At 46.3% G+C, this 14,134-nt stretch carries 13 protein-coding genes; 1 reads left to right on the top strand and 12 read right to left on the bottom strand.

The features are described from left to right. Positions 1-6: 6 nt before the first annotated feature. From DMN77_RS22240 to DMN77_RS22190, 11 genes are all read right to left on the bottom strand, one after another. Complete coding sequence (locus DMN77_RS22240; RefSeq protein WP_068778479.1) at positions 7-1,914, bottom strand: ABC transporter permease; 1,908 nt, start codon at positions 1,912-1,914, stop codon at positions 7-9. Continuing rightward, complete coding sequence (locus DMN77_RS22235; RefSeq protein ID WP_068778480.1) at positions 1,901-2,665, bottom strand: ABC transporter ATP-binding protein; 765 nt, start codon at positions 2,663-2,665, stop codon at positions 1,901-1,903. Before DMN77_RS22235 ends, DMN77_RS22240 begins: the two co-directional genes overlap by 14 nt. Before the next feature lie 135 nt (positions 2,666-2,800). Next, a complete protein-coding gene (locus tag DMN77_RS22230; RefSeq protein WP_069188278.1) occupies positions 2,801-3,784 on the bottom strand; it encodes a sensor histidine kinase in 984 nt (327 codons plus the stop codon). After that, the gene (locus DMN77_RS22225; protein WP_068778481.1) at positions 3,781-4,473 is read right to left on the bottom strand and encodes a response regulator transcription factor; all 693 of its coding nucleotides are present in this window, start codon (positions 4,471-4,473) and stop codon (positions 3,781-3,783) included. Before DMN77_RS22225 ends, DMN77_RS22230 begins: the two co-directional genes overlap by 4 nt. A gap of 180 nt (positions 4,474-4,653) precedes the next feature. Further along, the gene (locus tag DMN77_RS22220; RefSeq protein WP_068778482.1) at positions 4,654-5,358 is read right to left on the bottom strand and encodes a hypothetical protein; all 705 of its coding nucleotides are present in this window, start codon (positions 5,356-5,358) and stop codon (positions 4,654-4,656) included. Next, positions 5,355-5,813 carry a flavodoxin gene (locus tag DMN77_RS22215; RefSeq protein WP_179016326.1) on the bottom strand — a complete coding sequence of 153 codons (459 nt, stop codon included), beginning with the start codon at positions 5,811-5,813 and terminating at the stop codon, positions 5,355-5,357. The genes DMN77_RS22220 and DMN77_RS22215 overlap by 4 nt, the downstream gene beginning before the upstream one ends. Before the next feature lie 65 nt (positions 5,814-5,878). Continuing rightward, a complete protein-coding gene (locus DMN77_RS22210) occupies positions 5,879-6,943 on the bottom strand; it encodes an ABC transporter ATP-binding protein (protein WP_068778503.1) in 1,065 nt (354 codons plus the stop codon). 362 nt (positions 6,944-7,305) lie between these two features. Beyond that, on the bottom strand, positions 7,306-8,874 hold the full coding sequence (locus DMN77_RS22205; protein WP_179016325.1) for a Vga family ABC-F type ribosomal protection protein: 1,569 nt from the start codon (positions 8,872-8,874) through the stop codon (positions 7,306-7,308). Positions 8,875-9,235: 361 nt separating this feature from the next. Next, complete coding sequence (locus DMN77_RS22200) at positions 9,236-10,090, bottom strand: carbohydrate ABC transporter permease (protein ID WP_068778484.1); 855 nt, start codon at positions 10,088-10,090, stop codon at positions 9,236-9,238. 3 nt (positions 10,091-10,093) lie between these two features. Continuing rightward, positions 10,094-11,065 (bottom strand): carbohydrate ABC transporter permease, encoded by a 972-nt coding sequence (locus DMN77_RS22195; protein ID WP_068778485.1) that lies wholly within the window; start codon positions 11,063-11,065, stop codon positions 10,094-10,096. 64 nt (positions 11,066-11,129) lie between these two features. After that, positions 11,130-12,326, bottom strand: coding sequence for an ABC transporter substrate-binding protein (locus DMN77_RS22190; protein ID WP_229520784.1), 1,197 nt, complete (start codon positions 12,324-12,326; stop codon positions 11,130-11,132). Positions 12,327-12,399: 73 nt separating this feature from the next. Between DMN77_RS22190 and DMN77_RS24060 the strand changes: the two genes are divergently transcribed. Then, the gene (locus DMN77_RS24060) at positions 12,400-12,717 is read left to right on the top strand and encodes a hypothetical protein (protein WP_256872537.1); all 318 of its coding nucleotides are present in this window, start codon (positions 12,400-12,402) and stop codon (positions 12,715-12,717) included. A 99-nt stretch (positions 12,718-12,816) separates the two neighbouring features. On the opposite strand, the gene DMN77_RS22185 is transcribed toward DMN77_RS24060, so the two are convergent. After that, the gene (locus DMN77_RS22185) at positions 12,817-13,617 is read right to left on the bottom strand and encodes a response regulator transcription factor (protein WP_068778504.1); all 801 of its coding nucleotides are present in this window, start codon (positions 13,615-13,617) and stop codon (positions 12,817-12,819) included. Between the last annotated feature and the right edge of the window lie 517 nt (positions 13,618-14,134).

Raw genomic sequence — 14,134 nt, 5'->3', positions numbered from 1 at the left:
CATTTTTTATACCAAATTCTTAATTAATGCTCTTCTATATCTGTGGTTCACTGCCAGGTAACCCAAGCATTGAATGACCAGGAAGATAACAAAGCTGGCTGCTGTAACACTGCCTAGTGAACCACCGATGACCTCGCGCAGGTAGGCAACACCAATTAAGAAGAACAAGCTTGCCACGACAAAAGGCGCAAATATTAACACAGCAAGCTGCTTTGACACAATTGAGAACAGCTCCTTTTGAGACAGCCCGATCTTCAGAATGCCCTTATATTTCTCGCGTTCCTTGTCCAAATCCGTAATCAGTCGGAAATAGATCATGCTGAGCGCTGCGATCATAAATATCAAGCTGAGCATAAAGCCTACATAGAGCATTAGATTTTTCGAGCTTTTCTCTACATAAAACAGATCCCCCGCGCTGAAAAAGCCAAATTCACCATGATCACTGTACCCGATGCGATCTATTAGAGCCTGTGTCGTAGCTATGTCCTCTTTCCAGTTATCAACGTTATAAGCAAACACATGCAGCAGATTCAAGCCTTGCCTCCGCTCAATATTCACATAGTCCTGATTCGATACCACCAGGAGACGATTGAAGTAACCGGCAGGCATAATATTCTGACTGCTCCCTCCGACCATTTGAGGATTCATATTCGTCTGTTGAAAGACCTGCTGCATAGGATCAGAGATATTTAGATCCGTCTTCTCCTTAGGCAGGAAGTTAACCGCATAAATCTCATTCTGATCTAAGGATAGGGGTTCCCCACCAAGCCCTTGAATCGCTTCATTGTAGCTACTCAGAGAGACGATGGCCTGCCTCCGATGCTCAGCAATATAGAGAACATCATATTTATAAGGAGCATAGCCGGCCTGATTTTGCAGGCTTTGTTGCAGCAGCTCCACATGCTCTGATTGACGCGGGTTATCCGCTTGAGATACATACATATAGTCATAAGGATAATTCGCCTTCGTATTCTGCTCCACATTCACATTCGCACTATACAATCCAACAATAGCGAAGAACGTTCCCATAAGGAGCAATGAGACAAGATACATCATCTTCACATTGCTTCGTAAATGCGACTTCATTCCGGAGAGGGTGAGCATATTCGTCTTCTGAAGATAACGCTTCTGCTTCTGAACAAGCTCCAACACGAGCACGCACAACTGTAAATATAAGAAATACAAACCAATCACAAAGACAATGAATAAGAAAAATACCCCCAGAATGTTATTCGATACCTGATGCACAAACGCAACGTTATGCCCAATCGTTATCATAGACAGGGTTCCTCCCGTTGCAAGCAACGCAAAGGTCAACCCGATAGGAGAGAAGCGGACCTCTGCTTCCATCCTCTTATCCGACTTGAGCAACTGAATGATTTTTTGCTTTCGGATGAATAGCGGAGAGAAGAAGGAGACGAGCAAGAACAACATAAAGAACATCACCAAGGTCAAAGCGATAGCCCTGCTTGGAAAATACATCACAAAGCCTTCCACCTGCATCACCTTCCGCGTCACCATCAGAAACAATGGGGCAAAGACGAGTCCTAATACAAGCGCCATGATGATCGCCGCGATACCGATAAACATATTTTCTCGGAAGACCATCTTTTTAATCTGGCGCTTGGAAGCCCCCATCATGACGAATAGCCCCAGCGTCCTCTGCCTTACCCTCATAAATGACATGACCGAATAGGAGATGAACACAAATGAGAATAAATACACCAGTACCGTGCCTACCATCATCGCGAAGGATAGGGATGAACCATTTGCAATAACCGATAGATCGGGATGGAACATCGACACTGAGAACGAGAAAAAGATAAAAATTGAAAATACACTGCTTAGGAAATAAGCGATATACGTCCATTTATCCCGTAAAATATTGTTCAGAACAATATTATTGAATGTCACTTCGCCCACCTCCAAGGAAAGTCAAGGTGTCCATAATATTTTGATAGAAGTTCCCCTGAAGGTTGCCGCGATGGATCTCGTTATACAACTTGCCGTCCTTAATGAAAATCACACGGTTACAGAAGCTCGCCACATAGGGATCATGAGTAACCATAAGAATCGTCGTCTGCAAGGTTCGGTTTATAGACTTGAACAGCTCCATCACATCCTTGGCCGATTTCGTATCCAGATTTCCTGTAGGCTCATCCGCAAGCAGCAGCGAAGGCTGATGGATGATTGCTCTGGCCACGGCCACCCGCTGCGCTTGTCCTCCGGAGATCTCGAAGGTGCGCTTAGGCAGTAACGACTCGATGCCTAGCAATGAGGAGGCTTGCTCCAAGCGTCGCTCCATCTCAGGTACAGAAACGCTATCCAAAGTAAGCGGCAGAAGAATGTTCTCCCGAACCGTCAACGTATGAACAAGGTTGAAATCCTGAAACACAAAGCCCAGCTCATTCCGCCTGAACTTGGCCAACTTTTCATCATTTAAAGAGTGGGGCTGCTGTCCGTTCACAGTAATCTCCCCACCGCTGGGAATATCAATCGTGGAAATACAATTCAGCAGCGTCGTCTTGCCGCTTCCGGAAGGTCCCATAATCGCCGCAAAATCCCCTTGCTCCAGATCAAAGGAGACATCATTCAGCGCCGTATAGTTCACTTTACCCACATATGTTTTCTCAAGCTGATGCACTTGTAATATTTTTATACTCATAAAATCTCCTTACTTCATTGTCGTATACTAAGCTTCTGCCCTCCGAAGCATCTTCATCATAAGTGATGTACGACCCGTCGACAATTCCCCTTCATTTCAGTTCCCTTACAAGTTCGTAATAAAAAAATCATGACCCTAATCATGATTTCTAAAATAAAAATAAAATGTGGTTGCCCCGTCAACCATCGATTCCAGCTTATATTGATGCTGCAGCATATCAGCTATTCTCTTCACCAGGTACAATCCCATCCCTGTAGATTCGCCGAACCTTCGTCCGTTCTCACCGGTAAAGAACAAATCAAACACCCGGTTCAGATCACTCGGCTCGATCCCGCCCCCTTCATTCGTAATACTGAGGACAACGGTACTCTCTGCTATTTTTGCTGCTATCTGCACGTTCTTGCCTGGCTTGCTGTACTTAATAGCGTTATTCATGACCTGATATAACATGGTTTTTAGCCACTTTCGATCTGTATAGACCGATAAATTACCTTCGATAGAGACGCTTGGATAGACAGAGCCCGAGATGAAGAAATCCTTCAAATCGTTAATTACTTCGGACACGGCGTTTCTTAATGGAACCTGCTCAATTTTAAGATCCGCGGCAAAATCCTCTGTGCGAAGATAAGTCAGGAGCTGTGATAAATTATAATTAATCTTGTTAATAGACGCTTGAACCTTGGCGAAATCTTCATTACCTTCGTTTATTTGCGTGAGCATGCTGATGACTGACACCGGAGTTTTAATCTGATGCACCCAATGACCCAACATCGTCTGATACTCTTGTTGCCGGTTCTTCAAATGGTTCATTTGAGAATGATATAGCTGTAGATTGGCACGCATACTCTGGGCATAAGCTTCCTCCAGAACCGAATGCGGATTATGAATGAGCATATCCTCTGGCTTGGTTGGTATTGCGGATAACTGCTCATACACCTTTCGACGCGTGATATACCGATAAAGAAGAAAGATCAACAAAAGAACCAAACTTACAAACACAAAATAAACTTTTCCACCGACCTCAAACCCATCCAGCCAGTCATACAGAAGGAATAAGCCGAAAAAAGTAACCAGATATAGTATTCCAATGGACAAATGGTCCTTAATAAACAGCTTCATATCGGTTCCTCTAGCAACCGGTACCCTACACCGCGTACGGCTTCAATTGCAGCATCGGCCCCAACATCTTGCAGCTTCTTGCGGAGCCGAGCGATATTCACATTGAGCGTGTTCTCCTCTACGAAGCTCTCATCATCCCATAGCTTGGAGAGCAGGGTCTCCCGGCTCAGCACCTTTGGAGCATTCTCCAGCAGCATACCCGCCAGCATCGCTTCCTTCTTGGTCAACAACACTTGCTGTTCCTGGTGTTCCAGGATCAAGCTCTCCAGATACAGCTTCAGCTCGCCGCAAACCACAGTCCGCTCGGATGGATTGGCGGCATAATCCCCGTAATTTCTGCGGATCTGCCCGTTCACCTTAGCAACCACCACTTCTAGCGAGAAGGGTTTGGTAATATAGTCATCTGCCCCATTCTCGATACCGTAGATCTGCTCCATCTCACTGCTGCGTGCCGAGATAATGATAATCGGACAAGTTGAGAACTGTCTGATTTTCCGGCACCAATAGAAGCCATCATACTTTGGCAAATTAATATCCAGCAGAACCAGATGGGGATCAAACTGCTCAACCTCCCCTGAGATATCATTAAAATCAGAGCAAACCTTGCATTCATAATCGTATTTGTGCAAATGTCCGGACAGTAATTCCGCAAGCGATTGATCATCTTCCACCAGCAATATTCGATACATAGTCATCACCCAGCCTATAATTCACGTCATTAATAAGTTGTCTGTCTTACTATTATCTACATATTTTGGAGCAAATAAAAAGCCTGTATAGAGTAAAACATACAAACTCCATACAGACCAATTACATTTGTGTAATATTAGGACGGTTTAAAGGACGGCCCATTCCTGAATGCTCAAAGCTTATATGGCCCAGGCGCTTGATGATGTTATCGTTGCCTCCCGATCCTTCCCGCCAGTCCCTTGTATTTCGGTTTCCCAAGCATCGGTCAGCAGTCTCACATAATCCAGCGAGGCCTGTAATTCCAGTGACTCCCCGATTATGTCATGCTTCCGATCGTCCAGTAAGGTGTAGACTTCAATAATGCCGGGAGGGCAGCCAAAAGCACCATGCCAAAACACATTGGTTAAATGCGAAAACGCCTTGACCAGCTCTACATTATCCTCCAAAAGAAACTTCTGCACAGTTATTCGCGTCGGATCTCTCCTGTCCTGCCATAACGCCTGAAAAATAATAGAAATCTGCATGCCCAATACGTCTGATTTCATCGACCAGTTCTCATACAAGGCCACAGGATAGTCATAAATCAGCATTCCCGTGATCAAAGTCAGCTGAGCCACGACCTGATTATATACCTGCCAATAAAATAGGGGATCGGGAAATTCATCCTGATTGCGCGGCCAACGCCGGTTAAGCAGCACCTGTATCGGTGTCTGCAGACGTACCGCAGGCATCAGCGTGTAGTAATCGTTAATCGCATGCCCTACAGCGTATTGCACACGCTGCCGCCACGTTACCTTCCGTTCTCCGCTTCCCTGGCTTACCTCCGCCGCTGAGTACGAATGGATCCACCCTTCCAACTCATAGTCCACAATTCGTCTCATCATACTTGATGCAATCCCTCCAGGCTTTTGGCGAAATTCGCCCCGAATTCCCGGCATAACACCTTCTCTTCCGCGCTTGGCCCGTATTCTACCTTTAAGCCGTCCTGTACGACCTGTACGCCAAAGTCCTTAATCCGCTCCTCCAATTCATCGACAGCTCCGCAGTACAGCCGATAAGTGGTGTCTCCGCTTCCGAAGACAGCGCTGCGTGTACCCTGCAAATCCAGTTCCTTCATTTCGTCCAAGAAGTCCTCGAATTCATCAGGAATCTCCCCGTCCCCCCAGGTATAGGCTCCCAGCAGGTAAGCATCATATTCCAACAGATGGACAGCATTGCTGTCCTCCACCATTTTTAATTCCACGACCGCCCCGGTACTACGAATACCCTCGGCGATTAGTTCGGCCATTTCCTCCGTATTGCCAGTCAAGCTGGCATAGACAATGACAATTTTACTCAATCTCTTCAACTCCTCCGTCAGAGTGACTTGATATATTGGAGTATAATTGATAATGATTATCATTGTCAATTAGGTTCTGCAACTAAGACCGGCTGATCATAAACCCCTTCCAAAGTTCGCTGTTTACGGACTATCGCTTCAGGCGGGGTAACCGTCGGAGCATAAGGATGCATCAGCCATGATTTCACAAAATGGGTTTCCGATACCCGGTATAAAGGGGGCTCCTGCTCGTAATCGATCTTCATCGCATATTGGCTGCGCAGTGCAAAGGCATCCCCCTTCGGCAGACGAATCAAATCCGGTGGCGTACCAGGAATCGAGGCCAGCTTCCCTCCCTGCCCATCAAGGCTTGGCATTGAAGCCAGAAGCCCCCATGTATAAGGGTGCCGCGGATCATAGAAGATTTCCTCCGCCGTCCCGGTTTCCACGATCTGCCCAGCGTACATCACCGCGACACGGTCGGCCATTTTAGCCACTACGCCCAGGTCATGCGTGATGAAAATAATCGCCGTCCCGATCTTCCGCTGCAAATCCTTCATTAGCTCCAGAATTTGCGCCTGAATCGTAACGTCCAGCGCCGTGGTTGGTTCATCGGCAATTAAAAGCTTGGGATTGGCTGCCAGTGCAATGGCGATGACCACCCGCTGCCGCATTCCGCCGCTAAACTCATGCGGATACTGCTGAAACCGACGCTCCGGTGCCGGAATCCCTACCAAATCCAACAGCTCCACCGCTCTTTGGTACGCTGCTTGTCTGGACATTTTCGCATGGGTATGAAGCACCTCCGTGATCTGCTTGCCCACCTTCATCGTCGGATTCAGCGATGTCATTGGATCCTGGAAGATCATTCCGATCTCTTTGCCGCGAATCCGCTGCATTTGCTTCTCCGTCTTGCCAATCAATTGCTGGCCGTCGAACCAGATCTCCCCCCGCTTATATATTCCATGCGGCTGGGGTACGAGCTGCATTATAGCCTGGGATGTCACACTTTTGCCCGAGCCTGATTCGCCAACGATAGCCAGTGTCTCCCCCTTCTTTACATGGAAGTTGACGCCGCGAATGGCCTGCACTTCTCCTTCCCTGGTCTTAAAAGAAATCGCCAGGTCCTTTACCTCCAATAAATTGTCCATCATATCTGCTCCCCACCTTACTAAAATAAAAAGCCACCGTCCGCAAAACGTCGCGAAACAGCAGCGGGTAGTTCGAAATCCTGTAAATGATAACTGCAAAGACAAATTCAAACAGATAAAATTTGATAATTCATAACCAAATTCCTTTAATTGATAATGATTATCATTATTGATTATATCATGGGCCGTCTCCTGACTCAATCGGGAATCTACTTCCAAGTTCCAAAGTCGCCATACATCAATTGCTTATTGCCTTGAGCATTCCTTTCCAGTGCAACCTATTCGATCTTTTCCCCCTTTGATCCGCTATTTTTTTGCATTAAAAAACAGGATAGAGTCACGTGACTCTATCCTGCTGATTTTTATCGATTCATGTCTCTTTTTTCTTTGAGCAGACGCTGGAACTCCATCTCTAATTCCTGGGACGGCTCAATGCTTAGACGGCTCAGCACCGCTGAAATTTTTGTCTCGAGCAAGAGATATTGATCTTTCTGCGTATCACGACTGCTCTTAGGTGGGGCTTGCTTCATCTGCTGGTACGTCCCTTCGAATAGTTCAAGCTTTTGATCCTGAATCGTCAAAATTCGTGTAGCCACGTGATCAATAAAGCGGCGATCATGAGAGACGAAGATGACACTGCCTTCATACTCCTTCAGAAGCGACTCCAACGCTTCCACAGCTTCCATATCCAGAAAATTCGTCGGTTCATCAAGAATTAACGTATTGATATCGCTCAGGAACAACTTGGTTAGCGCCACCTTTACCCGCTCCCCGCCGCTTAACACAGAGACAGGCTTATATACATCCTCCCTAAAAAAATGCATCCTGGCCAGGACCGTTCGTATTACGGTCTCCGTCTGCTTCGAAGACGATTGCACATTGTCCAAAGTCGTTTTATCCAGATCAAGAATATTTAAGTTTTGGCTGAAGTAACCTATCTTCACCGAGGGAGAGAGGGTCACGCCCGGCTCTTGCCCCATAATCTTCTTCACTAGCGTCGTCTTCCCACAGCCATTAGGGCCTGTAATCGCTAATTTATCACCGCCCCGAAGCTGAAAGCTGGCCCGGTTCCATAATATGCGCTTGCCAATCCTGCCAGCGAGATCTTCTATACGGATAATGATCCGATTTATAAACGTATCTACATTCGGCAAATTCATTTTTAGAGGCGGCAGCTCCCGGAATTTCTCGACCTTTTCAAGCTTTTCCAGTCTTGTTTCAATCGCAGAGGCCGTCTGCTGCAGCTTCTTTTGCTTCTTAGCAAAATAAGGCTTCGCTCCTGTAATCCGCGCCTCTGAATTACTTACCTTCTTGGGCGTCTTAGTTGCTCTCTCCGCCTTTCTTTCTTTCAGCCTCAAGGCTTCCTCCAGCTGCGCCTTCTTCTTCTCATATTTCTCATAAGCCGCTTGTTGCTGGTCATGCTCTATTTCCTTCTGCTCGAGGTAATCGCTGTAATTCCCAATGTACTCCTTCAGCTTGCCTTCGTGGATTTCCCAGATCGTTGTGCAAAGCGCATCAAGAAACGCCCGGTCGTGGGAGACCACAATAAATGCCCCTTGCCAATCCCGCAGCTTCTTCTCGATCCATTCGATATGCTGTGTATCCAGATTTGTCGTTGGCTCATCCGCAAATAACAGCATTGGGTCTCTGACCAGTACCTTTTGGATGTACTCCTGTGTAACTTCCCCGCCGCTTTTCGTTGTATCGGTATGTTTGAGCTGCGGCAGCAGTTCACAATGAACATGCCTAACCACATGTCCCTCTTCCGGAACAATCTTATTTGCTAAAATTTGCAGCAGCGTTGTCTTTCCACAGCCATTGCGACCGACCAAGCCAATCCGGGCATCTTTGTAAACTTGTAGCTGATCGATATCCAGCAATAAGCGATCCTGTACGTAATACTTAATATGTTGTGCTTCCATTAAGAACATACAACCATCTCCCTTCATTTGTGCAGGAGACAAAAAATGCCCCCTATGTCCATTCAGAATAGGAGGCATAAATATATATAGGTGTGCCTAAAGAGATTCCCCTATGGCTTATGGGATTACTCCTTCAGGTCCAACTATAAAAATCCAATCCTATTCTGAAAATTAACAATTGAAGGCACCAAAAATTAAGCAGCATAAATCTGCTTAAAGCCACCATCAATTGTTCTCTTCAACAAATAGGATTAGTACTTCATTTTAGTTGGGTCACCCTTTCGTTCTTCATAGAAGCAGTTCAAAAGGTTCTCTTAAGAACATGCACTTCAAGATTATAGCAATTCACACGCCATGTCAACTATACAGGTTATTCCTTAACGCCTCCGAGGGCTACACCCGCAATGATATAACGGGATAACAGGAAGTACACGATGAACAGCGGTAATGCGGTCAGAGCCAACCCCATATAGATCGAGCCAAACTCTGTCTTGTAGATATCACCGCGCAGCAAGCTCACCATGATCGGCATCGTATACTTCTCCTTCTGCGTCAACAGGATCAATGGCATGAACAGGTTGTTCCAGTTGCCTACGAAGGCAAAGATGGCTTGCGTCGCCACTGCCGGAATCATCAGCGGCAGAATGATTCGGTTAAATGTTTTAAATTCGCCCGATCCGTCTACACGCGCTGCTTCCACAATTTCAACCGATAATGTTGCCAGCAGATATTGGCGCATGAAGAATACGACCGCTGGCGCCGCAATCGCAGGCAGAATCAGCGGAAAGAAGCTATTCGTCCAATGCAGCTTATACATGAACTGATAGAAACCGATCGCGCTTGCTTGAGAAGGAATCATCATTACACACAGAATGAAGGTAAAGAATGCATTCCGCAGTTTCCAGCTATAAGTCACCAGCCCATAGGCCGCCAAAGACGAGAAGTAGACCGTTAAGATTGTCGCCGAGCTGGAAATAATGAATGAATTCAGGAACCCTTGAATCGGATCGAAGCTCTTATCCAGCAGCACTCGTAAGTTATCCATAAAGTGTGTAGAAGGAAGCAACGAAAGTCCGCTTTGGATTTCAGCCGTAGAGCGCGTGGCGTTGACAAACATGATCCAGAACGGAAAGATGCTGAGAATCGCCAGCAGGATACAGACGACATAGATAATCGTTTTGCTTAGCTTCAGACCAAAGGCCCCGCTTCTTTGAGTCTTTTCCATGTGTTACACCTCCTTCTCAGTTGCTGCATAAGCAGATTTTCTATATTGCTTTTCCGCTTTTCTCAATTTGGCCGCATCCCGATCACGCATGAGATAGAATAGCAATCCAGACAGCACCGCTGCAATCACGAACAGGATCATACTCGCCGCGGCAGCGCGATTATACATATAGCTGCCCTTGAACGCTTGCCCATAAATGAACATGGTTGCGGTAAGCGTGGAGTCATCTGGCCCACCGGCAAGGAACAATTGTGGAATATCAAACATTGTCAGACCGCCGACCATCGATGTAATCAACGTGAACAGCAAGATCGTACGAAGACTCGGCAGCGTAATACGGAAGAAGGTTTGAAACCCATTGGCCCCGTCAATTGCCGCAGACTCGAAAAGCGCTGGATTTATGCCCATAACGCCTGCGATCAGGATAATCATCGTGTTGCCGTACCACATCCAGAACTGAATGAACGACACAATTCCGCGCGCTGTCGTCTTATCCTGGAGGAAGAAGATCGGAGCGTCGGACCATCCTAGCATCTGAAACAGACTATTAATCGGACCCATCGGGTAAGCGAACATGGAACTGAAAAGAACGGCAATCGTACTCGCCGTAATAATATTCGGCATATAGAGCAGAACCTTGAAAGCTCCCTGTCCCTTTATGTTAAGGCGCCGGTTCGTGAACCATGCAGTAAGCAATAGCGCAAGAGCGATCTGAGGAATAAAGTTGACAATCCAGAGCAACGCTGTGTTGGTCAGAGACTTTCTGAACGAAGGATTATCAAAGAGTAGATCTTTAAAATTCTGAAATGGGTTATCCATGATATGGATTGGTTTAGGTATTAATCCCTTCATATCGGTGAATCCGATAACTGCGGTGTATAAAATGGGATACAACGAGAAGATCAGAAATGCCAGTACGAATGGAAAGGTAAAAAAATAACCGTATTTCGAATAGTTGACAACCTTGCGGCGCATGCTATCACCTCACTAAGTTGATATGGAAGAGGCGGGGGAACTCCCCCGCCCCTCCAGCTCCTTCTTATTCGCTATCAATACCAAGCTGGTCTTTGACTTGCTGTTTGAAGGTTGCGATCGCACTATCACGATCCTTGTTGCCTGCGGTGTATTCGCGTACTTGATCGCGCCAGAGTGAGTTTATCGTCTCGTCGAACTGAGTCAAGTTCTTACCGGAAGCGTTAGCGTTAGCTGGAACGAACACGTCGAACATGTTTTGTCCGCCAAGTAATTCGATTTCGCCGTTGGATTTCGACATAACCACAGAGGATGCTACGCTGTCCTTCGTACCTTGCTCGCCATCCTTCATCGTACCGTTAGCCCAATAATATTGAAGGCTTGTGTCCGAAGTATCGAGCGTAACCCAGTTAATAAAGTCAGCTACTGCTTTCTTCTTAGCTTCGTCCTTGGTTACATCCTTGTTAGCAAGCAGCCATGTACCGCCCCAGAAGAAGCCGGTTGGCGGCTCAGTAACAGCCCAGTCGCCATTCGTATCTTTGACTTGACCATTCATAACGTAGTTGATCAGCCATGCTGGACCAAAGAACCCGAAGATTGGTTGAGTGCCACTTCCGGACATATCTGCATACCATGCTTCAGTCCAGTCTTGTGTATCGTTATGATAACCGTTGTCTTTCAGCTTCTTGGAAAGATCAAGGAACTCTTCACGCTTCGGATCGATATGAAGCTTTCCATCTACAATCCAGCCCTTGTCAGAACTGTTCTCGATCGGGTGCCAGATGTCACCGTCACCAGATACAATGCCGTATCCTTTAGCTTTCAGCTTCGCAGCTGCGTCGAAGAACTTATCCCAGCCCGGTCCAATTTCATTCTTGATCGTAGCTGGATCATCCGTGCCGAATACGTCTTTTGCAAGGGAACGACGATAGATGAAGGCCCCGCCAGTTGCTTGATAACCAAGACCTTTCAGCTCACCATCTTTACTGCCGATATCAACGGAATATTGAGCGATGCCTGCATCCTTAACCTTTTGGTCGTCAAGACCCAAGTCAGCATAGTTAGCTGCATAATCGGATGCATCGCCTTGTGTATACTTAAGCACGAAAGCTGCTTCAGCTGCATAAATGTCTGGAGCATCTTTACCGCCAGCAGCCAGAGCTTGGTCAAGAGCCGGCTGATAAGCGCCATCGGTAGTTGCAATAATCGTAGTTTTGAATTCCACATTGGCGTCAGGATGAGTTGCAAGATACTTTTCCGTCATGTTGGGAATCTCGTCAGTAAAGCTCCAGAGATTGACTGTAACCTTCTCATTTGACGGTGGTGGAGTGCTAGAATTGTTAGTGGTTGGAGCTGGACTTGAGTTCGGCTCGCTCGATGAATTTGATTTTCCGCCACATGCTGCAAGTACAGACGACATTACGAGCAGTAAAGAAAGTCCTACTAAAACACGTTTCATTTTTTTCATACTTTGCCTCCCCTTTTTTATCTCATTATTCGGTTTTGTTGTAACCGCATACATAATTATAAATCCTATACTCTCTATGCATAAGGAGCCTGTGTTTGGGGAAAGTTCCACTATTTTTGGATTTTGGGCCAATTGCATAAAAGCGCGTTCACAAAGTCCGGTTTTGGCATTAAAACTGGCCCTTTAACTTCACTTTTTTTTCAAAACCCCCTCCGCTTATATTCAAAAAAAACACCATGGGCCTCTCCCATGGCATCTTTACAATTCTCTATATTTAATTGAGTCCCTATTGAATTTGGGCCTCCATTCCGTTCCTCATCGACCGATATCGCCCCGGACTCATTCCTTCATATTCTTTGAACAGTTTATTAAAATAATTGACTCTCTGATAACCGCTGCGGCAAGCGATCTCTGCGATAGTCAGATTCGTCTTCAGCAGCAATTCCTTCGCTTTTTGCAATTTCCTGCGGGTGACATATTCGCTAAAATTGATCTGGCATTGCTCCTTGAATAGTGCACTGAAATAACTTCCGTTCAGATGCACATGTCCGGCAACTTCCTGCAGACTTATCGCTTCATCTATATGTGTCTCTATATAGTGCATCGCCTGACGGACAGCTTCGCTTAATACGGCCTCTTCATCCCTGATAGCCATAAGCTGCGGATCCGCCGTCTTTCGCATGAAGACGAGATGTTCCTTCTCCTCCCCTGCTTTCAGAGCGCCCTCTACGGATGCGATCAGCTTCTCCCGGCCTACCGGCTTCAGCAAGTAGTCTACCACGGACAAACGAAGCGCTTCCTGGGCATACTCGAACTGAGCATGACCTGATACAAAAATAACGGAAGGCTGACGTTGAATCCTTTTGGCCCTCATTTGACTCACTAGTGCAAGACCGCTGATTTCCGGCATACGGATATCCGTAATCATTAGTTCTATCGGAGTCTCCTCAAGAATTTGCAGTGCGGCTCCCCCATTGCTCGCCGTGAGGATTTCATATTGACCGGCTGCCCATACCCCGAGTATCTTCTTCATTCCCTCTCTAGATCTCGGTTCATCATCGACGATAAGAATCGTTCGGCTCCTCATGGCATTCGCCCCCTCGGATACAAATTATTTCTCTTGCCCTGATTGCCTTTGAAAAATTCTTACGATGCAGCATCGATTATTTATGAAGGGTAATATGTAATTTACGATAGACAACTGTGCTCATCCCTCCCGGGTCCCCCTTCCCATAAATATTTGCCTGCTCTAATCCCGGCATCCCAGACATCCTGCCTCCAAATAGAAACAGGGATAGCCTATTGATATTTACCATTAGGACCACCCCCCAGTTGCTATCATTATTGTGTATCTTTTGCACTAAGTACTTCCTTTTTATCATTGAACAAAAACAAGATCAAGTTTAAATTTTTACTATTTCCTGTGCGGAAATCTTCTGAAAATTTGCGTTAATCCTTCCCCTCCTATCCTTCTTGCTTTCTTAATTCATTGCTCTTCTGGATAAAATCATGACCACCCGTCTAACGGGTGGTTTGCTCTAAGGCTATAAGCCTTTATTACCGGCTCGCGTCTAAAGGCGCTAGCTTTCACTTCGCTCAAGCTA

The sequence above is a fragment of the Paenibacillus sp. 79R4 genome (assembly GCF_013393165.1).
Lineage (GTDB): Bacteria > Bacillota > Bacilli > Paenibacillales > Paenibacillaceae > Fontibacillus.
Note: the sequence above shows the minus strand (reverse complement) of the source record. Positions and strands in the feature narration are given on the sequence as shown.

What these genes read in the sequence shown, in the direction of transcription:
- DMN77_RS22235 (WP_068778480.1), bottom strand. Translation starts at nt 2,665, where the DNA reads ATGAGTATAAAAATATTACAAGTGCATCAGCTTGAGAAAACATATGTG.
- DMN77_RS22230 (WP_069188278.1), bottom strand. Translation starts at nt 3,784, where the DNA reads ATGAAGCTGTTTATTAAGGACCATTTGTCCATTGGAATACTATATCTG.
- DMN77_RS22225 (WP_068778481.1), bottom strand. Translation starts at nt 4,473, where the DNA reads ATGTATCGAATATTGCTGGTGGAAGATGATCAATCGCTTGCGGAATTA.
- DMN77_RS22220 (WP_068778482.1), bottom strand. Translation starts at nt 5,358, where the DNA reads ATGATGAGACGAATTGTGGACTATGAGTTGGAAGGGTGGATCCATTCG.
- DMN77_RS22210 (WP_068778503.1), bottom strand. Translation starts at nt 6,943, where the DNA reads ATGGACAATTTATTGGAGGTAAAGGACCTGGCGATTTCTTTTAAGACC.
- DMN77_RS22205 (WP_179016325.1), bottom strand. Translation starts at nt 8,874, where the DNA reads ATGTTCTTAATGGAAGCACAACATATTAAGTATTACGTACAGGATCGC.
- DMN77_RS22200 (WP_068778484.1), bottom strand. Translation starts at nt 10,090, where the DNA reads ATGGAAAAGACTCAAAGAAGCGGGGCCTTTGGTCTGAAGCTAAGCAAA.
- DMN77_RS22195 (WP_068778485.1), bottom strand. Translation starts at nt 11,065, where the DNA reads ATGCGCCGCAAGGTTGTCAACTATTCGAAATACGGTTATTTTTTTACC.
- DMN77_RS22190 (WP_229520784.1), bottom strand. Translation starts at nt 12,326, where the DNA reads ATGACGGAAAAGTATCTTGCAACTCATCCTGACGCCAATGTGGAATTC.
- DMN77_RS22185 (WP_068778504.1), bottom strand. Translation starts at nt 13,617, where the DNA reads ATGAGGAGCCGAACGATTCTTATCGTCGATGATGAACCGAGATCTAGA.